Origin of the sequence: Bacillus sp. B.PNR1, assembly GCF_030386235.1 — a bacterium.
GTDB lineage: Bacteria > Bacillota > Bacilli > Bacillales > Bacillaceae > Bacillus > Bacillus stercoris.
Genome location: NZ_JANYMN010000001.1, coordinates 1,050,799 through 1,077,010 on the forward strand (window position 1 = coordinate 1,050,799; position 26,212 = coordinate 1,077,010).

3 protein-coding genes are annotated in these 26,212 nt (G+C 46.9%); all 3 read left to right on the forward strand.

Going from position 1 to position 26,212, the window contains the following annotated elements; all coding sequences use genetic code 11:
- The first annotated feature begins 4 nt into the window (after positions 1-4).
- The 3 genes from NZD81_RS05810 to NZD81_RS05820 are packed head-to-tail and all read left to right on the forward strand — an operon-like array spanning position 5 to position 26,210.
- Positions 5-7,684 (forward strand): non-ribosomal peptide synthetase, encoded by a 7,680-nt coding sequence (locus NZD81_RS05810; RefSeq protein ID WP_282372232.1) that lies wholly within the window; start codon positions 5-7, stop codon positions 7,682-7,684.
- Positions 7,685-7,702: 18 nt separating this feature from the next.
- The gene (locus NZD81_RS05815; RefSeq protein WP_289859698.1) at positions 7,703-15,370 is read left to right on the forward strand and encodes a non-ribosomal peptide synthetase; all 7,668 of its coding nucleotides are present in this window, start codon (positions 7,703-7,705) and stop codon (positions 15,368-15,370) included.
- A 25-nt stretch (positions 15,371-15,395) separates the two neighbouring features.
- On the forward strand, positions 15,396-26,210 hold the full coding sequence (locus NZD81_RS05820; protein WP_282372230.1) for a non-ribosomal peptide synthetase: 10,815 nt from the start codon (positions 15,396-15,398) through the stop codon (positions 26,208-26,210).
- Positions 26,211-26,212: the final 2 nt, after the last annotated feature.

A 26,212-nucleotide genomic window follows, 5' to 3' on the forward strand; every position in this document is an offset into this window, starting at 1 on the left:
ATTGATGGCACAATCGGCGCAAATTCAAGATATTTATCCGTTATCGCACATGCAAGAAGGAATGCTGTTTCATTCACTGATGGATTTCAGCTCAAAAGCCTATGTCGAACAGACCTCGTTTACGATCACAGGCAATCTATGTATCGACTCGTTTCAAAAGAGCTTAAACCTTCTTGTCTCAAGGTATGATATTTTCAGAACAATTTTCATTAAAGAAGTACCAGATCTTACAGGGCCGCAGCAGGTAGTCTTGTCAAACCGTGAATTGACAGTATATAGAGAAGATATTTCTCGCCTGGCTGATCAAGACCAGCAGTCGCTGATTGATGCTTTTATGACCAAGGATCGGGAAAAAGGATTTGATTTGCAAAAAGATCCATTAATGCGCCTTGCCCTTTTTGATAGAGGCGACAGCCAATATACATGTGTCTGGACACATCACCATATCATCATGGATGGCTGGTGTCTCGGCATTATTCTGAAAGAGTTTTTCAGCATGTATGATTCACTCAAAAATAACTCGCCTGTACAGCTTGGCAGGACGGTGCCGTACAGCCGTTATATTGAATGGCTCGGAGAACAAGATCAAGAAGAGACTGCTGCTTATTGGAGTGGATATTTGAAGGAGTACGGGAATACTGCTTCTATTCCCCGGATAAAGAGCCGCCCAGCGGACAGCGATTACGAAGCCGCTCAGGTTCGCTTTTCTTTAGCGCCGGAAATGGTTGAGAAACTGACTGAGGCCGCCCACAAATGGGGAGTCACACTAAACACGTTGTTTATGAGTATTTGGGGCGTGCTTCTCCATCGATATAATGCCGCTGATGATGTCGTTTTTGGCTCCGTTATTTCTGGACGTCCGTCAGCGATTGACGGGATTGAATCAATGGTCGGCTTGTTTATTAATACGGTCCCAGTGCGAATTCGATCTGCTGAGGGCATGACGTTTTCTTCGCTGGCCAAATCTGTGCAGGAGGATTTTTTATCATCTGAACAGCACGGGTATTATCCGCTTTATGACATTCAAAACCATAGTCCATTGAAACAAGATTTGATCGATCATATTTTTGTTTTTGAAAATTATCCTGTACAGCTTGATCAGGCATTACGCATCGAGAGCGAGAATGAGGAAAATGCGCTGAAGCTGGGTGACATTTCAATGTCTGAGCAAACCAATTACGACTTTAATATCGTGATCGTTCCGGGAGAATCATTTTATATCAAATTCAGCTACAACGCAGCCGTTTATGAACGTGAGGAGATGCTGCGGATACAAGGCCATCTAAAGCAAGCGCTTGAATGCATTGTGACACATCCCGATGTTGCCGTCAGTGACATCAATATCGTGCCGCCGGAGGAACAACAGGTTATCCAATTGTTTAATGAAACAGAGCGTCCTTATGTGAACAAAACGATATCCCAATTGTTCGAGGAACAAGCTTACAAAACACCCGAAGCGGCTGCATTGAAAATGGGAGACGAATGCTGGACCTATCGTCAATTAAACGGAAGGGCCAATCAGATTGCGCATGCTCTCATAGAAAAAGGGGTTGGATCTGGAGATATCGTCGCTGTGATGATGAGGCGGTCAATGGAAATGCCAGCAGCTTTACTAGGGATTTGGAAAGCGGGGGGCGCTTATATGCCGCTTGATCCAAATGTTCCGACAGAACGTCTTTCTTTCTTGCTGAAGGACAGTCAAGCGGCTCAAATGCTGATAGAAGAAGACCTTATGACATTTATCCCGCCGCACTATGAAGGAAACATTGTATCGATAGAACAAACAGAAAGCCATCAATCAGCAGCTCCAGATGTGCCGCCTGGTGATCTTGCCTACTTAATTTATACGTCGGGAACGACAGGGCGGCCTAAAGGTGTTCTTGTTGAACATCAAGGCATTGCCAATACATTGCAATGGAGACGGGAAGAGTATGGCATGACCGAACAGGATATATCCCTCCATTTGTTTTCATACGTGTTTGACGGCTGTGTAACGAGTTTATTTACTCCGCTTTTATCCGGTGCTTGCGTATTGCTGACAACGGATGACGAAGCGAAGGATGTGCTAGCCCTTAAGCGAAAAATAGCCTGTTATAAGGTCAATCACATGATCATTGTTCCTTCCCTGTACCGGGTGTTATTGGAAGTGATGACTGCTGAGGATGCAAAAAGTCTTCGTATTGTGACATTTGCTGGTGAAGCGGTCACACCTGACCTGCTTAAGATGAGCGATAAGATTTGTCCTTCTGCAGAATTGGCAAATGAATACGGGCCGACCGAAAATAGTGTGGCAACAACAATATTGCGTCAACTGAACGAAAAAGAGAGGATCACGATCGGACACCCGATAGCAAACACGAAGGTATTTGTTTTGTACGGAAATCAGATGCAGCCGATCGGCACGGCGGGCGAACTGTGTATTTCCGGCGCGGGCCTTGCGAGAGGATACTACAAACAGCCGGAGCTGACAGAGAAAGTATTCTACGATCATCCATTCCTTGAAGGGGAGCGCGTATACCGAACAGGTGATGCAGGCCGTTTTTTGCCGGATGGAACGATTGAATATATTGGACGTTTTGATGATCAAGTGAAAATTAGGGGTTACCGCATTGAACTGGGAGAGGTTGAAACGGTTCTTCGACAGATACCAGGTGTAAAGGAAGCAGCCGTACTGGCCCGTGATGTTTCTGCTGGGGAAAAAGAGCTTGTTGCTTATATCGTTCCGGAAAAGGGAAACAGTCTCCCAGATTTGTATCGGCATCTTGTTGGGACATTGCCGTCCTATATGATTCCAGCAAGTATGATCAACATCAGCCGAATGCCATTAACATCCAGCGGAAAGCTTGACCGCTCAGCACTTCCTGAACCTGAAACAAATACGAGCCTCACATATATGGCGCCCCGAACCTTAATCGAAGCTGATCTCGCACGTATTTGGGAAGATGTGCTGAATAAACAGCCAATCGGCATTCGTGATGATTTCTTTCAGTTAGGCGGACAGTCCTTAAAAGCGACCTTACTTGTATCAAGAATACATAAAAAGCTTAATATTGAGCTGCCGATCAGTGAGGTTTTTTCAAATCCGACAATTGAAAGCATGGCTGTCAAATTGATGAGCTTAAAAGAACATGCTTTTACACAGATTGAACCTGCGGATCAAAGAGATGTCTATCCGCTGTCTTTCGCACAAAAACGATTATATGCTCTTCATCAGCTGGCAGATGACAGCACTGGCTATAACATGCCCGCTGTACTTGAATTAAGCGGATACCTCGATCGTCAGCGGCTGAGAAGCGTTCTCACAGAACTTGTGATTCGGCATGAAGCATTGCGGACTGTTTTTGTGATTGATGGAGGAGAGGCCGTACAGCTCATTTATCCTGAGATGGACTTTGATCTGAAAGAGCTTGAAATGGAATCAGACCAAATGCTTGAGTCTGCAATTGAGTCCTTTATCAAACCGTTTGATTTATCGTCCGGCGCGCTTTTTAGAGCATGTCTCGTTTCGATGGGCAATAACCGCGGATTTTTGCTGCTTGATATGCATCATATTATCGCTGACGGTGTCTCGATGAGCACTTTAGTCCAAGAATTTACTGACTTATATTGCGGAAAAGAGCTTCCAGCATTAAGCCTGCAATATAAAGATTTTGCTGTTTGGCAGCAAGAGAAGTATCCTGAAGAATTACACAAAAAACAGGAGGCCTATTGGCTCAATCAGCTAGGGGGGAGACTTCCTGTATTAGATTTACCGCTTGATCAAACAAGACCGCGTCTCCCCGATTTCAGCGGCGGAACAATCGAAGTCAACATTGATAAAGACACGGCTGATGAGCTGCACCGTGTAATGGCAGAAACGGGAACAACATTGTATATGATTCTTCTGGCTTCCTATTCTATTTTGTTATCTAAGCTAAGCAGACAAGAGGATATTGTTGTCGGCTCACCTGCTTCCGGAAGACCGCACGCCGATCTGGAGCGCGTCATCGGGATGTTCGTCAATACACTAGCAATTCGCTGCCAGCCCGAGGGCCGCAAAACGTTCAGCTCGTATTTGCAGGACATTCGCCACCTGGTTCTGACAGCTTATGAGCATCAGGATTATCCTTTTGAGAAGCTGGCAGATAAGCTCGATACACATAGAGAAGTAAATCGCAACCCGCTGTTCGATGCGATGCTCGTGCTTCAAAGCAGTGATGATTTTCAGTTCGAAGTGCCGGGTCTATCGATTTCGTCTGTCACTCCTAAACACGATATATCTAAATTTGATTTGACCTTGCACGCTGAGGAGCATTCTGGCGGAATCCGCTGCCGTTTTGAATACAGCACTGCTCTTTTTGAAGAAGAAACCATTGCACGGTGGGCATCCTATTTTATTGAGCTGATAAAAAGTGTAACGGCGGATACCGAGATGAGGATTTCGGATATGCAATTGCTTCCTTCTGAAGAGCGTGACTTGCTCCTTGAAAAAATGGGACAGTATGCAGCTTATCCAAGAAATGAAAACATTGTAAGCTTATTTGAAAAAAAAGCCGCTGAACATCCGGAGCATCTCGCAGTGGTGTGCGGTGACTCTCAGCTTACCTATCGAGAGCTGAATGAAAAAGCCGAGCGGACAGCTGCTCTGCTGATCAAACGAGGAGTCAGCGCTGGGGATATCGTCGGTCTGATGCTCGATCGGTCATCTGATATGGTCATTGGTGTTTTATCGATTTTAAAAGCTGGAGGGGCCTACTTGCCGATTGATCCTGAATATCCTCAGGAACGTATTAGCTTTATGCTCAATGATAGCGGGACAGAGATATTGCTGACAGAGCGCAGTCAAAACAAGCCCGCAGGCTACAACGGACATATTTTGTATATCGATGAAGGCGAAAACGACTCAATTCCGGCTGATTTAAACATTCAAATATTAACGGATCAGCCTGCATACGTGATATACACATCCGGAACGACTGGCCAGCCAAAGGGCGTCATTGTCGAGCACCGCAATGTGATCAGTCTCTTAAAGCATCAAAACCAACCTTTTGAATTTGGCCATGAAGACATCTGGACGTTCTCTCATTCATATTGTTTTGATTTCTCTGTATGGGAAATGTTTGGTGCGTTATTGAACGGAAGCACACTAGTCGTGGTCTCTAAGGAAACAGCCCGTGATCCCCAGGCATTTCGATTATTGTTAAAAAAAGAACGCGTCACTGTACTCAATCAGACCCCAACAGCTTTTTACGGCCTGATGCATGAAGATCAAAACCATCCGGACCGATTAACCATCCGCTACGTCATTTTTGGCGGTGAAGCTTTACAGCCAGGCATGCTTCAAAGCTGGAATGAAAAATATCCTCATACCGATCTCATCAATATGTACGGTATTACAGAAACGACGGTACATGTAACGTTCAAAAAATTGTCCGCAGCAGATATTGCAAAAAATAAAAGCAATATCGGCCGGCCTCTTTCAACTCTGCAGGCTTATGTGATGGACGCTCATATGAATCTGCTGCCTATCGGAGTTCCAGGGGAGCTGTATATAGGCGGTGAAGGTGTGGCACGGGGATATCTAAACAGAGATGAGTTGACCGCTGACCGTTTTGTACCCAATCCATACTTTCCGGGGGACAGATTATATCGCACGGGAGATCTTGCTAAACGCCTGTCAAATGGCGAGCTGGAATACTTAGGACGCATTGATGATCAGGTTAAAGTCAGAGGACATCGCATCGAGTTGGGTGAAATCCAAGCGGCTCTTCTCCAGCTTCCAATGATTAAAGAGGCGGCTGTCGTTACCAGAGCAGACGAGCAAGGGCAAACAGCTATATATGCTTACATGGTGATAAAAGATCAACAAATTGCGAATATATCAGACATCCGGACTTCTCTAAAAACCATGCTGCCTGACTTTATGCTGCCCGCCCGCTTGATACAGATTGACAGCATCCCGCTAACTGCTAATGGCAAGCTTGATCAGAAAGCTCTCCCGGAACCTGAAAAACACACTTATACTGCTGATGATATCAGCCCAAGAGATGAGATTGAAAAGGTGATGGCTGAAATTTGGGAGGAGCTTCTTGATGTAGATGAGCTGGGCGTAAACGCCAATTTCTTTGAACTGGGCGGAGATTCTATTAAAGCGCTGCAGGTTTGTGCCAGACTGAAGCAGCGCGGATATGAAACGACAGTACGTGAGATGTTTGAACATCAGACTCTTGGTGAACTGTCCGCTCGTGTCCAAAAAGCCGTACGCGTCATTGACCAAGGTCCGGTCGAAGGTGAGATCACTTGGACACCTATCCAGCAATGGTTTTTCTCGCAATCTCTGGAAAGCCATCATTTTAACCAGTCCGTTATGCTCTACCGGTCTGAACGATTTGACGAGATTGCGCTCAAAAAGGTGCTAAAAAGCCTGGTAACCCATCATGACGCACTGAGAATCATATGCCGGTATGAAAATGGCAGTCCGGTTCAGCTAAACAGAGGCATAGATCTGCCAGATGAGGAGCTATATGCTTTTGAACTGTTTGATGTAAAGGATAACGCAACAGACGCACATAGCAGGATTAAGAAAGCAGCCAGCCAAATGCAGGAGCATATGCGTTTGGAAACCGGACCCTTGCTTCACGCTGGATTGTTCAGAACCGAGAATGGTGACCATTTGTTTCTGACGATTCATCACTTAGTCGTTGATGCGGTTTCTTGGCGCATTTTGTTTGAGGATTTTTCAACAGCTTACAAACAGGCAGTCTCAGGAGAATCTATTAAACTGCCGCAAAAAACAGACTCATATTTAACGTATTCACAAAAAATAGCTGACTACTCAAAAAGCCGGCAAGTGCAGCGCGAAGCAGTGTATTGGGATGAGTGCGAGAACCGTCACATTCAGCCTGTTCCAAAAGACAATGACGCAGCACCTAACACATTCATAGATACAGAAATGATTGATTTTGAGCTGTCCCGCCATCACACAGAATTACTGTTAACGGCTGTGCATAAAGCTTACAGCACGGAGATGAATGATATCCTTCTGACAGCTTTAGGACTTGCTTTGCAGCAATGGACGGGCAATAACCAATTTAAAATCAGCATGGAGGGCCACGGAAGAGAATCCTATCTTGACGACATTGATATTAGCAGAACTGTTGGCTGGTTCACCTCCATTTATCCTGTGTGGCTTGATATGAGCGATTCTGAACATAAGAATAACGATGAGCGGCTGGGCCACCTCATTAAACAGACAAAAGACATGCTGCATCGTATACCGCATAAAGGTGTGGGCTACGGTGTGCTGAAATATATCAGCAAAAAATGGGACTCTGAGAAAAACAGCCCGGAAATCAGCTTTAATTATTTAGGTCAATTTGATCAGGATATTCAGTCAAAAGCCTTTGAAGTGTCTGACATCAAGCCAGGAAATGAGATCAGCCCGAACTGGGAGCGGCCTTATGTACTGGATATCAGCGGTGCCATTTCTTCGGGATGCCTGAACCTGCACATCATCTATAACAGGCTACAATTTGAGGAAAATACAATCCAAACATTTGCCGGGCATTTTGAACAGACACTGCAAAACATCATTGAGCATTGTACGGGCAAAGAAAGCCGAGAATGGAGCGCATCGGATTTCACTGATGAAGATTTAACGCTTGATGAATTGAACGAGATTATGGGAGCCGTCAACAAACTATAGGGAGAGGAGATTCATCTGATGCCGCAGCAACCCGAAATACAGGATATATACCCTTTGTCTTTTATGCAGGAAGGGATGCTTTTTCACTCATTGTATGATGAACAGTCGAGAGCTTATTTTGAACAGGCCTCTTTTACGATCAATGGACAGCTTAACTTGGAGCGTTTCCAGAAAAGTATGGATGCTGTTTTTGACAGGTACGATATCTTTCGAACAGCATTCATCTATAAAAATGTTGCCAAGCCTCGTCAGGTCGTGCTCAAGCAACGTCCTTGCCATGTTCATTTTGAAGATATTTCTCATCTCAATGAAAAAGATAAAGAACATTGTACAGAGGCATTCAAAGAGCAGGATAAATCCAGGGGATTCGATCTGCAAACGGATGTACTAATGAGAATATCTATTTTAAAATGGGCGCCTGGTCGTTATGTCTGTATTTGGAGCCACCATCATATTTTAATGGATGGCTGGTGTTTAGGCATTGTCATTAAAGATTTTCTTCACATTTATCAAGCGCTGGGTAAAGGCCAGCTTCCTGATTTGCCTCCCGTACAGCCGTACGGGACGTATATTAAATGGCTGATGCAGCAAGATCGTGAAGAAGCAGCTGAGTACTGGAAAAAGAGGCTTCAGCATTTCGAAAAATCTACACCCCTGCCGAAAAGAACAGATCAAATTCCGAATGGGACACTACAGCAAATCACGTTTACCATTCCCGAAAAAGAAACCGCCGAATTACAGAAAATCGCAGCAGCTTCTGGTGCGACACTAAACACTGTTTTCCAAGCTTTATGGGGGATTATGCTTCAAAAGGTCAATCGCAGCAGCGATGCTGTGTTCGGTTCAGTTATATCAGGCAGACCTTCTGAGCTAAAAGATGTGGAAAACATGGTCGGGCTTTTTATCAATACCATTCCTATTCGAGCCCAAAGTGATTCTCTGTCTTTTTCTGACCTAGTCAGGAGAATGCAAAAGGACATGAATGAGGCAGAAGCCTATAGTTACTTTCCCTTGTATGATATTCAGGCGCAGAGTGCTCTTAAGCAAGAATTGATCGATCATATTATCGTCTTTGAAAATACACCTACCCAGCAAGAGATCGAAGAGATGAATCAAGCGGGGTCATTTGATTTCTCCGTCAAAGATTTTGAGATGGAAGAGGTGACCAATTATAGTTGCAGTGTCAAAGTGATCCCAGGCCGTACCTTGTCCGTTCGGATTCATTTTCAGACCAGCGCTTATCAACCAAGCATGATGTCCGAAATAAAAGATTATTTGCTGCACATGGTCTCTGACGTCATCTCTGATCCATCTCTTCCTGTGTCAAAGATGACATTGCTTGATGAGAACAAAACACGGAAAATCGTTTCTCAAAACAACAGGTCAGTATCTGTTTCGCCTGAAGCCCCAACTTTGCACGGTCTGTTTGAACGACAGGCGGCTTTCACACCGGAGCGGACAGCCATCCGATTTTCAGGCGGTTCGCTGACGTACGCTGAGCTTGACATGTATGCCAGCCGGCTGGCTGCCCGCCTTGCGGCACGCGGCGTCTCAAAGGAAAGCATCGTAGGTGTCCTGTCTGAGCGGTCACCTGACATGCTGATCGCTGTACTTGCTGTATTAAAAGCTGGCGGGGCGTATTTGCCGCTTGATCCTGAGTATCCAGAAGAGCGGCTGAGCTACATGCTGAAAGACAGCGGGGCGGATCTCTTACTGACACAGCCGGGATGCTCCGCACCGAGCTTTTCCGGAGAGACGCTTGAAGTTGACCTGACATCTCTTGGGAGAGAAAAAGCAGAAAACCATGTATTTGTTTCTGCTGACAGTGGTTCTCTCGCCTATGTCATCTATACGTCTGGCTCCACCGGGCAGCCAAAAGGGGTAGCCGTCGAGCACCGCCAGGCTGTTTCCTTTCTGACCGGCATGCAGCACCAATTTCCGCTTTCGGAAGATGACATTGTCATGGTGAAAACCTCTTTTTCCTTTGATGCGTCTGTGTGGCAGCTGTTTTGGTGGTCGCTTTCCGGTGCTTCGGCTTATCTGCTTCCTCCGGGCTGGGAGAAAGATCCGGCATTGATTGTCAAAGCCATTCATCAGGAAAAGGTGACAACGGTTCATTTTATTCCGGCTATGCTGAACAGTTTTCTCGATCAAGCGGAAATCGCAACACTAAGTGACGGGACAAGCCTGAAGCGTGTATTTGCCGGAGGTGAACCGCTTGCACCCCGTGTGGCAGTGCGATTTGCTTCTTTATTGCCTGAGGTATCGCTGATCCATGGCTATGGGCCGACAGAAGCAACGGTTGACGCGGCATTCTACGTGTTGGACCCAGAGCGGGACAGGGACCGCTTTAGGATTCCGATCGGGAAGCCTGTACCCGGTGCGCGTTTGTATGTTTTAGATCCCCATTTAGCCGTACAGCCCTTAGGGGTCTCAGGCGAACTGTACATTGCCGGAGCGGGTGTGGCCAGAGGCTATCTGAATCGGCCGGCCTTAACGGAGGAGCGTTTTCTTGAGGACCCGTTTTACCCGGGGGAACGCATGTACAAAACAGGGGATATAGCCCGCTGGCTCCCTGACGGGAATATGGAATTCCTCGGCCGCACGGATGATCAGGTGAAAATCCGTGGTTACCGGGTTGAGCCTGGAGAAATTGAAGCGGCGCTTAGAAGCATAGAAGGCATAAGGGAAGCGGCCGTTACCGTACGGACAGACAGCGGCGAGCCGGAATTATGCGCTTATATAGAAGGACTCCCGAGAAACGAAGTGCGGGCGCAGCTTGAGAGACGGCTGCCGGGCTACATGATCCCAGCCCATATGATCGAGATGGAACAGTGGCCGGTTACGCCAAGCGGAAAGCTGGACCGGAACGCCCTGCCAGCTCCTAACGGAGCGGCAGATGCAGAGACCTACACAGCGCCAAGAAATGTGACCGAGATGAAGCTTGCCCAGCTGTGGGAAGACGTCCTGAAAAACGGCCCTGTCGGGATTCACGACAACTTCTTTGACCGCGGAGGACATTCCTTAAAAGCAACGGCGCTTGTCTCCCGAATCTCAAAAGAATTTGATGTACAGGTGCCGCTGAAAGATGTGTTTGCCCATCCGACGATAGAAGGACTGGCTTCTGTTATCCGTGAAGGAACGGACAGTCCATATGAAGCAATAAAACCGACGGAACAGCGTGAAACCTATCCGGTTTCCTCTGCCCAAAAACGGATTTATGTCCTTCAGCAGCTGGAGGACGGAGGGACAGGCTACAATATGCCGGCGGTATTGGAGCTGGAAGGAAAGCTCAATCCCGAAAGGCTGGACAGGGCTTTCAAAGAGCTGATCAATCGCCACGAGTCGCTTCGGACCTCCTTTGAACAGGATGGAGGCGGCGAGCCGGTGCAGCGCATCCATGACGAGGTGCCGTTCACATTACAGACGACAGTTCTAGGCGACCAAACCGAACAGGGGGCCGCAGCCGCGTTTATCAAGCCGTTTGATCTCAGCCAAGCGCCTCTGTTCCGTGCCCAAATCGTAAAGGTATCAGATGAGCGGCACCTGTTGCTGGTTGATATGCATCACATCATTTCAGACGGTGTTTCCGTCAACATTCTGATTCAGGAATTCGGAAAGCTGTACAACAACCGGACCCTTCCGGCGCTTCATATTCAATATAAAGATTATGCCGTATGGCAAGAAGGATTCAAAACAGGAGACGCGTACCAGACGCAGGAGGCGTACTGGCTGAAGCAGCTCGAGGGCGAGCTGCCGGTGCTGGATCTCCCGGCTGATCAACCCCGCCCGCCGGTGCGAAGCTTTGCGGGTGACAAGGTCTCATTTACGCTGGATCAAGATGCCGCATCAGGGCTTCACAAGCTGGCACGGGAGAACGGAAGCACACTGTACATGGTGCTCCTTGCGGCCTACACAGCGTTATTGTCACGCTTAAGCGGACAGGAAGATATCATCGTAGGCTCGCCAATTGCCGGCCGTCCGCACAAGGATCTGGAGCCCATACTCGGCATGTTTGTGAACACGCTGGCGCTGCGGACACGCCCGGAGGGCGGGAAGCCGTTTGTACAGTATTTGCAGGAAGTGCGCGAGACAGCATTGGAAGCCTACGAGCACCAGGATTATCCGTTCGAAGAGCTTGTCGATAAGCTTGAATTGACAAGGGATATGAGCCGGAATCCGCTCTTTGACGTCATGTTTGTTCTTCAAAACATGGATCAGGAATCGTTGGACCTGGATGAACTGTGTCTCAAACCTGCAGCAAACAATGGGCATCAAACGTCCAAATTTGATTTAACGCTATATGCTCAGGAACAGCCCCACGGTTTGCTGACGTTCCAAATGGAGTTTAGTACTGACTTATATAAGAAAAAAACGATAGAAAAGTGGCTTCAATACTTCATCAATATGTTACTCTCCATCATCCAGGACAACAAAGCCGTTCTCGGAACAATAAATATCCTGAATGAAGATGAGGCCCATTACCTTATCCATGAACTCAATCGTACAAAAATGGATTATCCAAGAAATGAAACCATCAGCAGACTCTTTGAAATGCAGGCGGAACAAACGCCTAATGCCATAGCAATTGTCAGCGATACACAAGAGTTAACTTACGCGGATCTGAACAGCTGGGCAAATCAAATTGCTTCACTTCTACAGAGAAAGGGAGTCGGTCCCGATCGAGTCGTAGCCTTGTTGGCAGGACGAACGCCAGAACTCATAGCAGGTATGCTGGGCATTCTGAAAGCCGGGGGAGCCTATCTGCCTATCGATTCTAATCTGCCTGTTGAACGGATAGCTTATATGCTGTCTGACAGCAGGGCAGCATTACTCCTTCAATCTGAAAAAACAGAAAAACAGCTATTAGGCATTGAATGTGAACAAATCATAATCGAAGATATTCAAAAGCAAGGAGAGGCGAAGAACGTTGAATCTTCAGCAGGGCCCCATTCACTTGCATATATCATTTATACCTCTGGATCAACCGGTAAACCAAAGGGTGTCATGATTGAGCAGCGAAGTGTCATTCGTCTTGTGAAAAACAGCAATTATATTACATTTACACCTGCTGACCGCCTTCTGATGACATCATCAATCGGTTTTGACGTTGGATCATTTGAATTTTTTGGACCGCTGTTAAATGGTGCCGCTTTGCACCTGTCCGATCAACAAACCTTTCTCGATTCCCAACAGCTTAAGAGATACATAGAACATCAAGGAATCACAACGATGTGGCTGACCTCGTCTCTATTCAATCATTTGACAGAGCAACTCGAGACAACATTTTCGCAGCTTAACCATCTGATCATAGGCGGAGAAGCTTTGTCGGCAAGCCACGTCAATCGAATCAGAAATGCCTGCCCGGAAGTATCGATATGGAACGGATATGGGCCAACCGAAAATACAACTTTTTCGACATGCTTCCACATTCAAAAAACATATGAACTCTCCATTCCGATCGGGCGGCCGGTTGGCAATTCCTCCGCTTATATCTTAAATCAATGGGGAATGCTGCAGCCGGCCGGAGCTGTTGGCGAACTTTGTGTCGGCGGAGATGGCGTTGCCAGAGGGTATTTACGCCGTCCTGATTTAACGAAAGAGAAATTTGTCCAAAACCCATTTGTACCCGGCGATCGACTGTACCGCACAGGTGATCTGGCGCGCTGGCTTCCCGATGGCACAATTGAGTACGTTGGCCGTATTGATGATCAAGTAAAAGTCAGAGGCTATCGGGTAGAGCTGGGCGAGATCGAATCAGCACTTCGCCACATAGACGGAGTCAAAGAAGCGGCGGTGTTGGCACGTACAGGACAGTCAGGGAGCAAAGAGCTGTTTGGCTATATCAGCGTAAAAGCGGGCACGAATGCTGAACAAGTGCGTTCTCTTCTCGCCCGTTCACTGCCTAATTATATGATTCCGGCGTATATCATTGAAATGGAGAATCTTCCGCTCACATCGAACGGCAAATTGAACCGGAAAGCACTGCCTGAACCAGATTTCGCATCTAAACAAACATACATCCCGCCACGCAACGAACTTGAAGAGCAGCTGGCATTGATCTGGCAGGAGGTTCTAGGCATCCAGAGGATCGGAATAGAGGATTCATTCTTTGAATTGGGCGGCGATTCAATCAAAGCGCTTCAAGTTTCTGCACGTCTCGGGCGCCACGGGTTAAGCTTGCAGGTAAGTGATTTATTCCGTCATCCAAAGATAAAAGACTTATCACCATTTATTCGTAAAACAGAGAGAGTCATAGAACAAGGACCTGTTCAGGGAGATGTTCCATGGACGCCTATTCAGAAATGGTTTCTCTCACAAGACATAGAAGAACGACACCATTTTAATCAGTCTGTCATGCTTTTCCATACTGACCGTTTGTCTGAAGACGCTCTTAGAGCATCCTTAAAAAAGCTGGCGGAGCATCATGATGCGCTTCGGATGGTTTATCGTAACGATGGCGGGCGATGGATTCAAATCAACCAAGGCATTCATGAATCACAGCTATACAGGTTAAAAATATCTGATCTTTCACAATCTGAAAACGATTGGGAAACACAAATCAAACGAGAAGTTGCAGATCTTCAGCAAAGCATCAATTTGCAGGAAGGGCCATTGTTACATGCCACGTGGTTTAAAACACTGACCGGAGATTACTTGTTCCTCGCGATCCATCATCTAGTCGTTGACGGTGTGGCATGGCGGATTTTGCTGGAGGATTTGTCAGCAGGGTACCAACAAGCGTCCTCAGGCCAGCCGATTGATCTTCCGCCTAAAACTGATTCCTACCAGGAATACGCCAGACGGATTCAGGAATATGCCCAAAGCAGCAAGCTGATTCGTGAAGAGGCGTATTGGCGAAGTGCAGAAGAACAGCAAACTGCGGAACTGCCATATGAAATGCCGCTTCATGAGAACACTGGCTGCAGCAAGAGGGACTCGGTAAGCTTTTCACTCTCTGAAGCAAACACTGACGTTTTGTTGCAAAACGTCAATCACGCCTATGGTACAGATACACAAGATATTCTGTTAACGGCGGCATCGTTGGCGATTTGTGAATGGACAGGAGGAAGCAAGCTCCGAATCGCTATGGAAGGACACGGAAGAGAGCACATTATGCCGGAGTTGGATATCAGCCGGACGGTCGGCTGGTTTACATCCATGTACCCGGCCCTCATAAGCTTTGAAAATCAAAGGGATGAGCTGGGAACCGCAGTAAAAACCGTTAAAGATACACTTGGCCGGATACCAAACAAAGGGATAGGTTACGGTATGCTGAAATACCTCACACACCCTGAAAACAAAAGCATTGCGTTTTCAAAAACACCTGAAATCAGTTTTAACTATTTGGGCCAGTTCAACGACATCGAAAGACAGGGCAGCTTCCGCCCATCAAGTCTTGGAAGCGGAAAGGATATCACTCATACATGGAAGCGTGAGCAAATCATAGAATTAAGTGCAATGGCAGCAGACAAAAAGCTTCATTTCAATCTTAGCTATCCGCCGGCCCGTTTCCTTAGAAACACAATGGACCAGCTTATCAACAGGATCGAACACTTTTTGCTGGACATTATGAAACACTGCGCCGGTAAACAAAAAGCAGAAAAGACACTGAGCGATTTTAGCAGTCAATCATTAACGGCAGAGGATTTGGACAGTATATCCAGCTTGGTGGAAGAATTGTAGAAAATCGTGACAGGGAGACATGAACATGACAAAATCGAATTCAATTCAGGATATTTATCCGCTGTCTTACATGCAGGAAGGGATGCTTTTCCATTCCCTCCTGCAAAAAGATTCACAGGCATATGTTGAGCAAGCTTCTTTTACAATAGCAGGAAAAGTCAATCCGCAGTATTTTCAAAACAGCATCAATGCTCTTGTCGCAAGACACGATATTTTCAGGACGATTTTTATCAGTCAAAATGTTTCCTCTCCCCAGCAGGTTGTCCTGAGAGAACGCAATGTCGTCGTGCAGGAAAAAGACATTACGCATTTAAACAAAGAGAAGCAATCACAGTTTATCGAACAATTGAAAGAAAAAGACCGCGCTCAAGGGTTTCACTTGCAAAAAGATCTGCTCATGCGCATCACTCTGATTCAAACAGGAGAGGGCCAATACACTTGTATTTGGACCTTTCATCACATCATGATGGACGGCTGGTGCCTCAGCATTGTGTTAAAGGAGTTTCTTCATATTTATGCATCTTATGTAAATGAATCCGCTATATCACTAGAGCCGGTTCAGCCATACGGAAGGTATATCAAATGGCTGATGGAGCAAGACAAAGAGCAGGCGGTTTCATATTGGGATCATTACCTTTCCGGCTATGAACAGCAAACCATGCTCCCAAAGCAGAAAAAAACAAAAGGGAGAAGCAGGCAGGAACACGTTACGTTTTCATTCTCTAAGAAAGAAAGCAGCAGGCTTTCGGAGCTTGCAGCAAGAGAAGAAGTGACACTCAGTACGATTTTCCATACCATTTGGGGCATTCTGCTTCAAAAATATAATAATCATGATGACGCCGTATTCGGTTCTGTCATGTCTGGAAGACCCGCCGAAATCGAAGGCATTGAACAAATGGTAGGTCTTTTCATTAACACGATACCGGTTCGGGTGCAGGGGGCAAAAACACCATTTCTACAGCTCATAAAAGATATGCAAAAAGACCGACTTGCCGCTGAAGCATACAGCTACCATCCTTTATATGAGATTCAAGCCCGTTCAGCGGTTAAGCAAGGGCTGATTGACCATATTCTCGTATTTGAAAACTATCCGGTGCAGCAAGAGATTCAAATGCTCAACAAACAGGACCATGCTTCAGATCTTTTTCAGATTCATAACTTCGCTGTCGCAGATGAAACCAACTACAGCTTTTATCTTATGGTAGCGCCAGGAGAAGAAATCCATATAAAAATGAGCTATGATGCTGAGCAGCATGATCGGTCTTTTGTGCTTTCTGTCAAGGAGCATCTTCTGAATGTTGTATCGCAAATCTTACACAATCCGAATCTTTCACCTGGCGAAATCGAGATTACGACAGACACTGAAAAGCGGCAGCTGATTGGAGAAATCGCAGATCGAACACCAGTTTACGAAACCATCCATGCCATGTTTGAAACACAAGCAGAAAAGACGCCGGATGCTTATGCGGTAATTGATCAAGCCTGCTCGTTAACATACAAAGAACTGAATAAATCGGCTAACAGATTGGCGCGGCATTTACGAATGAAGGGTGTTGCGAGACAGGAGCCCGTTGCGATTATGATGGAACGCTCAGCGGCGTTTATCACAGGTGTTCTTGGAATCTTAAAGGCAGGCGGCGCTATTGTTCCGATTGATCCGTATTATCCAGCTGACAGAATCCGTTATATTCTAAATGACTGCGGCTGTTCGCATGTTGTTTCACAAGCGCATCTCTCCTCATCGTTAGAAAACAATTACATTATCACTCATGCAGAAGATATCGAAAGCAAAGAAGACGGCAGTAACATGAAGTCAGTCAATAATGCTGACGATCTGCTGTATATCATTTATACGTCAGGTACAACAGGTAAACCAAAGGGTGTTCAATTTGAGCATCGAAACATGGCTAACTTGCTGAAGTTCGAATATGCACACTCTGGCATTGATTTCGAAGCAGATGTTCTGCAATTTGCGACACCTGCCTTTGACGTCTGCTATCAAGAAATATTTTCTGCGCTTCTGAAAGGCGGCACACTGCACATCGTGCCAGAATCCATAAAAAGAGATGTGCCTCAGCTGTTTGCATTTATAAACAAGCAACAGACGAATATTGTGTTTCTCCCAACTGCTTTTATCAAAATGATTTTCAGCGAACAGCAACTGGCGAACTCGTTTCCTTATGGCGTCAAACACTTGATTGCAGCCGGGGAACAATTAATAATTTCAGAGCTTTTTCAGGACGTATTGCGTGAGCGCGGCCTGCACCTGCACAATCATTACGGACCTTCAGAGACTCATGTCGTATCTACGTATACCATTCATCCGGGAGGCCCTATTCCGGAGTTTCCGCCAATCGGTAAACCGATAGGCTGTACTGATCTATATATTTTAAATCACCAAAAACAGCTGCAGCCCTGCGGCGTACCTGGTGAACTCTATATTTCCGGCGCAAGTGTTGCCAGAGGTTATGTCAATCACGATAAACTGACACGCGACAAATTTTCATCCGACCCATTCAGGCCTGGTGCGATCATGTACCGTACAGGTGATTTGGCCAGACGGCTTGAAGACGGCAACATCGAATATATCGGACGGGCAGACAATCAAGTGAAAATTAGGGGTTATCGAATTGAGCCGCAAGAAATCGAAGTCACGTTAATGAATCATCCGGACATAAAAGAGGCTGCCATTCTCATCAGACAAGATGAAAACGGTGAATATGAATTATGCGCTTACTATTGCAGTGTACAAAATCTGAATGCAATAGATTTACGCAGCTATATGGCTAGTGAGCTGCCAGAATACATGATTCCGGCGAAATGGGTATGGGTTGACAGCATACCTCTTACCCCAAATGGCAAAGTAGATCAATCAGCACTTCCAGAGCCAGATGCTTCGATCAGCGGAAATCCATATACTGCCCCTCGTAATCTGTTAGAGGCAAAGCTTTCACAACTATTTGAAGATGTGCTGAAGAATGGCTCTATAGGCATCCAAGACAATTTTTTTGATCATGGCGGCCACTCTCTAAAAGCAACAGTGCTGATGTCACGGATTGCAAAGGAATTTCATGTGCAAGTTCCGCTTAAGGACATTTTTGCCTATCCGACAGTGGAAGGGTTAGCTTCAATCATTCGAAATGCAGAAGAAAATCCGTATGCAGCAATTGAACCGGCAGAAGAAAGGGCGGCATATCCTGTATCTTCCGCTCAAAAACGGATCTATGTGCTTCAGCAGCTTGATGAGGGTGTCGCCTATAATATGCCTGCGGTCTTAGAACTGGAAGGGACACTGGATGTCGCTAACCTGTCTGCTGTATGTAAAGAACTGATCAGTCGGCATGAGCCTCTTCGAACTTCCTTTGTATCCGGGGCAGATGGCGAGCCTGTTCAGCGTATTCACACCGAGGTACCGTTTGAATTAAGCAGAGAGACCGATATCGAGAGATTTGTTCGTCCCTTTGATCTCAGCCAGGCGCCGTTATTTAGAGCGGGTCTTGTAAAAGTGTCGAACGAGAAGCATGTATTGCTGGTGGATATGCACCATATTATTTCAGATGGCGTATCCGTTCAGCTCCTAATCCGAGAATTCACCGATCTTTATGCAAAACGGCAGCTTAAGCCGCTGCGGATCCAGTATAAAGATTACGCCGTCTGGCAGCAGCTTTTTAAAAAGGGAGACTCGTATCAAAAGCAGGAGACTTACTGGCTGCAGCAGTTTAGCGGAGACCTCCCTGTACTAGAGCTTCCTACAGATAAACGCCGTCCGGCAGAACGGCAATTCGCTGGCGGAAAAGTAACCTTTCAAATGGATAAAGAGCTCACGTCCCGGATAAAACAGCTCGCCCATAAAAACAGCAGCACACTTTACATGACACTGCTCGCTTTGTATTCAGCTTTTTTATCACGGTTAAGTGCTCAGGATGATATCGTAATTGGTTCACCTATCGCCGGACGGCCCCATGCCGACCTTGAAGCTGTTCTTGGGATGTTCGTCAATACATTGGCTCTCCGCACACGCCCGGCCGGTCATAAGACATTTGAAGAATTTCTGAAAGAAGTCAGACAAACGGCACTGGAAGCGTACGAGCATCAGGATTATCCGTTTGAAGAGCTCGTGGATAAACTCGGCGTGCAGCGGGAAATGAGCCGGAATCCACTGTTTGACACAACGCTTGTCCTTCAGAATATGGAACAGCAAAAGCTGAAAATGAAAGATATACAGCTTCAATGGAAGGACTCGCATCATCCAATATCAAAATTCGATATTTCCTTGTATGTTACAGAACACAATTCCGAACTTTTCTGTCAGTTTGAATACAGTACAGCTTTGTTTGAGAAAGCGACCATCCAAAGGTGGGCCGATCTTTTCACCACGCTTGTGGAACATACATCTGTCAGTCCTGAAACAGAATTGGACAACATTCCAATCTTAACAATAGGAGAAGAGAGAGAGTTCATTGAATCATGCCATCCGGTTCAGGAGACGGGCTATCCGATGAATCAAACTCTCCACCATGCACTCGAAATGCAGGCAGCAAAAACGCCTGATCAGACAGCCGTTATCTTTGAAGCTGGAGCGATGACCTATAAAGAATTGAATGAACAGGCTAACCGTATCGCCTGGGAGCTGATTGGACGGGGAGTAAAATCTGAAACAACAGTTGCCATTATGGGAAGGCGTTCGCCTGAAATGCTGATTGGCATTTATGGCATTCTTAAAGCGGGCGGCGCATATCTGCCCATTGACCCGGATTATCCGGAAGAACGAATCAGCTTTCTGCTCAAAGACAGCGGTACAAACATTCTCTTGCTTCAGTCTGACGGCCTTCATGTTCCGGCATTTGCAGGAGAGATTCTTTATCTCAATCGGACAAATAACGGGCTGAAACATCGTTTGTCCAATCCGAATGTTAACGTTCTCCCGCAATCTTTAGCCTATGTCATCTATACATCCGGCTCTACCGGGATGCCTAAGGGCGTTGAAGTTGAACATCGATCAGCGGTGAATTTTTTGAATTCCCTTCAGTCCCGTTATCAACTGAAGCAATCAGATGTGATTATGCATAAAACATCTTATTCATTCGACGCTTCAATATGGGAGCTGTTTTGGTGGCCTTATGCCGGTGCTTCTGTTTATCTGCTTCCTCTGGGAGGCGAAAAAGAACCTGAAGTGATCGCAAAGGCCATAGAAGAACAAGAGATCACAGCTATGCATTTTGTGCCTTCAATGCTACATGCCTTTTTAGAACATATAAAAAATCGCTCTGTACCGATGAAGAAGCCAAACGGACTCAAGCGGGTGTTTTCCGGTGGAGAGCAGCTGGGGGCCCATCTCGTCTCCCGATTTAGCGAGTTGCTTCCAAATGTTGCATTAACCAATTCCTACGGGCCAACAGAGGCAACTGTAGAAGCTTCATTCTTTGATTGTCCGATGCATGAAAAACTTGAACGAATTCCTATTGGCAAACCTGTTCACCATGTCAGATTGTATATTCTCAATCAGAAGCAGCGGATGCTGCCTGCCGGATGTATCGGTGAACTGTACATTGCCGGAGCGGGTGTGGCCAGAGGCTATTTGAATCGGCCGGCCTTAACGGAGGAGCGTTTTCTTGAGGACCCGTTTTACCCGGGGGAACGCATGTACAAAACAGGGGATATAGCCCGCTGGCTCCCTGACGGGAATATGGAATTCCTCGGCCGCACGGATGATCAGGTGAAAATCCGCGGCTACCGGGTTGAGCCCGGAGAAATTGAAGCGGCGCTTAGAAGCATAGAAGGCATAAGGCAAGCGGCCGTTACCGTACGGACAGACAGCGGCGAGCCGGAATTATGCGCTTATATAGAAGGACTCCCGAGAAACAAAGTGCGGGCGCAGCTTGAGAGACGGCTGCCGGGCTACATGATCCCAGCCCATATGATCGAGATGGAACAGTGGCCGGTTACGCCAAGCGGAAAGCTGGACCGGAACGCCCTGCCAGCTCCTAACGGAGCGGCAGATGCAGAGACCTACACAGCGCCAAGAAATGTGACCGAGATGAAGCTTGCCCAGCTGTGGGAGGACGTCCTGAAAAACGGCCCTGTCGGGATTCACGACAACTTTTTTGACCGCGGAGGACATTCCTTAAAAGCAACGGCGCTTGTCTCCCGAATCTCAAAAGAATTCGATGTACAGGTGCCGCTGAAAGATGTGTTTGCCCATCCGACGATAGAAGGGCTGGCTTCTGTTATCCGTGAAGGAACGGACAGTCCATATGAAGCAATAAAGCCGACGGAACAGCGTGAGACCTATCCGGTTTCATCTGCCCAAAAACGGATTTATGTCCTTCAGCAGCTGGAGGACGGAGGGACAGGCTACAATATGCCGGCGGTGTTGGAGCTGGAAGGGAAGCTTAATCCCGAAAGGCTGGACAGGGCTTTCAAAGAGCTGGTCAAGCGCCACGAGTCGCTGCGGACCTCCTTTGAACAGGATGGAGGCGGCGAGCCGGTGCAGCGCATCCATGACGAGGTGCCGTTCACATTACAGACGACAGGTCTCGGCGACCAAACTGAACAGGAGGCCGCAGCCGCGTTTATCAAGCCGTTTGATCTCAGCCAAGCGCCGCTGTTCCGTGCCCAAATCGTAAAGATATCTGATGAGCGGCACCTTTTGCTGGTTGATATGCATCACATCATTTCAGACGGTGTTTCCGTCAACATTCTGATTCGGGAATTCGGAGAGCTGTACAACAACCGGGCCCTTCCGGCGCTTCATATTCAATATAAAGACTACGCCGTATGGCAAGAAGGATTCAAAACAGGAGACACGTACAAAACGCAGGAGGCGTACTGGCTGAAGCAGCTCGAGGGCGAGCTGCCGGTGCTGGATCTCCCGGCTGATCAACCCCGCCCGCCGGTGCGAAGCTTTGCGGGTGACAAGGTCTCCTTTACGCTTGATCAAGAAGCGGCATCAGGGCTTCACAAGCTGGCACGGGAGAACGGAAGCACACTGTACATGGTGCTCCTTGCGGCCTACACAGCGTTATTGTCACGCTTAAGCGGACAGGAAGATATCATCGTCGGCTCGCCAATTGCCGGCCGGCCGCACAAGGATCTGGAGCCGATACTCGGCATGTTTGTGAACACGCTGGCGCTTCGGGCACGCCCGGAGGGCGGGAAGCCGTTTGTACAGTATTTGCAGGAAGTACGCGAGACAGCATTGGAAGCCTACGAGCATCAGGATTATCCGTTCGAAGAGCTTGTCGATAAACTTGAATTGACAAGGGATATGAGCAGAAACCCGCTGTTTGATGCCATGCTAGTTGTCCAAAATAATGATTACGAGCCATTGCAACTGCATGATTTGCAAATGAAGCCGGCACAAGTTTCTCATCTCGTGTCTAAGTTCGATTTAACATTACAAGCATCTGAAGGTGACGGAAACATCCATTTCCTTTTTGAATATTCAACAGCACTGTTTGAGAAAACCACCATTGAACGCTGGGCGTCGCACTTGACAAATATACTTCGCATCATCGGCAAACACCCGGAGGTGACACTCAACCATATCGACGTCCTGACACAAGAAGAGCGGAACCAGCTGCTCAATGAGTTTAACACCGGGAAAGCGAATCAGTACGAAATACAAACCATCAGTCAATTGTTTGAACAGCAAGCTGCGCGAACACCAAAAGCGTCTGCACTTGTCAGCGGAGACAAAACACTGACTTATCAGGAGCTAGACGAGTGGTCCAATGGAATCGCACACACATTACGCAGCAGAGGTGTTAAACCGGACACACCAGTAGGCATCATGGTGCATCGTTCGTTTAGTATGGTGGCAGCCATACTTGGTGTGTGGAAAGCTGGAGGCTGTTACGTGCCCATTGATCCTGCATACCCGGCGGAACGGAAACGCTATATCCTAAGCGACAGCGGAACGAAACTGCTAATGACAGTAAATGAAGCGGATTGGGGAGAACTTGCTGATTTTGAAGGAGAGGTCTTGACGATAGAGAGCGCGGAGGCTTATGACAAATCGCCGCTGCCGCAAGTGTCGTCTGCCCATCATTTGGCTTATATCATTTATACTTCAGGAACGACGGGCCGTCCAAAAGGGGTGATGGTCGAGCATAAAGGGATTGCCAACACGCTTCTGTGGCGGCGAAACGCTTATGCATTCAACGAGACAGATACCATCCTGCAGCTCTTTTCTTTCTCATTTGACGGCTTTTTAACTAGTATGTTCACACCGCTTTTGTCAGGTGCAAAAGCAGTTCTGCTTCATGAAGAGGAAGCAAAGGACATTCTGGCCATTAAGCATCAGCTGTCTCGTCACCGGATTACACATATGATTATTGTGCCTGTTTTATATCGAGCGCTTTTGGACGTAGTGCAGCCGCCAGATGTAAAGACACTTAGAGTCGTCACACTAGCGGGAGAAGCAGCTGACCACGAATTGATTCACCGCAGCTTGGCCATTTGTCCGCATACCGAACTCGCCAACGAATATGGGCCTACAGAAAACAGCGTGGCGACTACCGTCATGAGACATATGGAAAAGCAGACATACGTAAGCATCGGCCAGCCGATTAACGGGACTCAAGTACTGATTTTAAATAGCAGTCATCAGCTTCAGCCAATCGGTGTTGCGGGAGAACTTTGTATAGCTGGAACAGGGCTTGCAAGGGGGTACGTCAATCTTCCGGAACAGACAGAGAGAGCCTTCACAAAGAACCCATTCAAACCTGAAACACGAATGTACCGAACAGGAGACGCCGCCAGATGGATGGCCGACGGAACACTCGAATATCTGGGAAGAATCGATGATCAAGTCAAAATTAGAGGATACCGTGTAGAAACGAAAGAAATTGAATCGGTCATCCGTTGTATAAACGGTGTACAAGACGCCGCAGTAGTTGCTCATGTAACAGCGTCAGGACAAACCGAATTAAGCGCTTATGTTGTGACAAAACCAGAGTTGAGCGCAAATACTGTACGCTCAGAATTACAAAACAAGCTGCCGGTGTTTATGCACCCTGCGTTTATTGAAAAACTGGATGCACTTCCATTGTCGCCTAACGGTAAGCTGGATCGCAGAGCACTTCCGAAACCCGTATCGAAGAGCGGAGCTGAACGTCCATTCCTCGCGCCAGCCAGCAAGATGGAACAAATACTGGTGGATATATGGACAGAAGTACTGGGGGCAGAAAAAATCGGAACTGCTGATTCGTTCTTTGAACTTGGAGGAGATTCGATCAAAGCGTTACAAGTATCCGCACGGCTTCATCGGATAGGAAAGCAACTGGCAGTAAAAGATTTGTTTAGCCATCCGACCATTCAAGAACTGGCAGCTTATATCCGTGATTCAGATACAAGTTCCAGCCAAGCTGCGGTTGAGGGAGACGTACAATGGTCGCCTGTTCAAAAATGGTTTCTTTCTCAAGAGATAAAAGAAAGACACCATTTTAATCAGTCCGTTATGCTGCATCGGAGCACTTCTGTACAAGAGGAAGCACTTCGTAAAACGTTAAAAGCAATAACGTGTCATCATGATGCGCTGCGGATGGTATTTACACAGAATGAACAAGGAAAGTGGAGTCAATATAATCGGCCGCTCAGTCATTCGGACGACGCGCTGTACGGCCTTCAGATTATTGATTTGTCGGCTCCAGACGGCACTGATGGTAATAGACCGTATGAACCTCTTATCAAAACCCATGTACTTGATATTCAGCAGAAAATGGATTTGAAAAATGGTCCGCTGCTGCAAGCCGGTCTATTTCACACAATTGACGGTGATTTCTTATTTTTATCTGCTCATCACCTCGTTGTTGACGGTATTTCGTGGCGAGTGCTGTTAGAAGATTTGGCTTTAGGCTATCGTCAAGCTGCAGGCGGGGAAGAGATTCAGCTGCCGCCTAAAACAAGCTCATTTAAAGCGTATACGAAAAAGCTCTCTGACTACGCTGAAAGCCAGCAGCTAATGAAACAGCTTAAGTATTGGCGCGAAACCGAAGAATATCAAACAGAAGCACTGCCTTTTGATCAAATCGGCGGAACCAGAGAAAACGAGAGAAAACGGTCCACGATTTCATATACCTTAAACGAGAAAGAGACAGCTGCGCTCTTAAAAGACGCCAACAGCGCATATAACACTGATACGCAGGACATGCTGCTGTCTTCTGTCATTCTTGCGCTGCACCATTGGACCAATCGATCCGCCTTCAAACTATCATTAGAGGGACACGGGCGAGAGGGTGTATTAGACGGGATAGATGTGAGCCGTACGGTTGGATGGTTTACCGCCATTTATCCGTTATTGGTTAAACTGAACACAGACTTGCCAGCTTCGGAAGAATACATGGTTCATGTGCTAAAAACAACAAAAGATACACTGAGACGCGTACCGGACAAAGGATTCGGCTACGGTGTCATCAAATATTTGACGCCGCCTGACAAAAAAGACATCAATTTCACAGGCACGCCAGAAATCAGCTTCAATTATCTGGGGCAATTTGAAAGCAGCGGCCCAGCTGAAGTACCTGAAGAGGACGCCTTCTCATTCTCTCCGCTTGGTGCAGGAGATGATATCAGCACAACATGGAATCGTGAACAGTTACTGGATATCAGTGCAATCGCTGCAGAAGGGAAAATGACTGTAAATATGACTTATGACACTACCCGTTTTGAGCACAAAACCATCGAACAGCTTAGCGAAACATGCCGTCAATTTTTATTACAGCTGATCGAACACTGCCAGAACAAAAGAGAAACAGAAAAGACCATCAGTGATTTTGATGACCAAGAACTAACCGAGGACGCCCTGCAAGAGATTGCTGATATGCTCAGTTTTCACTAATG

What these genes read in the sequence shown, in the direction of transcription:
- NZD81_RS05810 (WP_282372232.1), top strand. Translation starts at nt 5, where the DNA reads ATGGCACAATCGGCGCAAATTCAAGATATTTATCCGTTATCGCACATG.
- NZD81_RS05815 (WP_289859698.1), top strand. Translation starts at nt 7,703, where the DNA reads ATGCCGCAGCAACCCGAAATACAGGATATATACCCTTTGTCTTTTATG.
- NZD81_RS05820 (WP_282372230.1), top strand. Translation starts at nt 15,396, where the DNA reads ATGACAAAATCGAATTCAATTCAGGATATTTATCCGCTGTCTTACATG.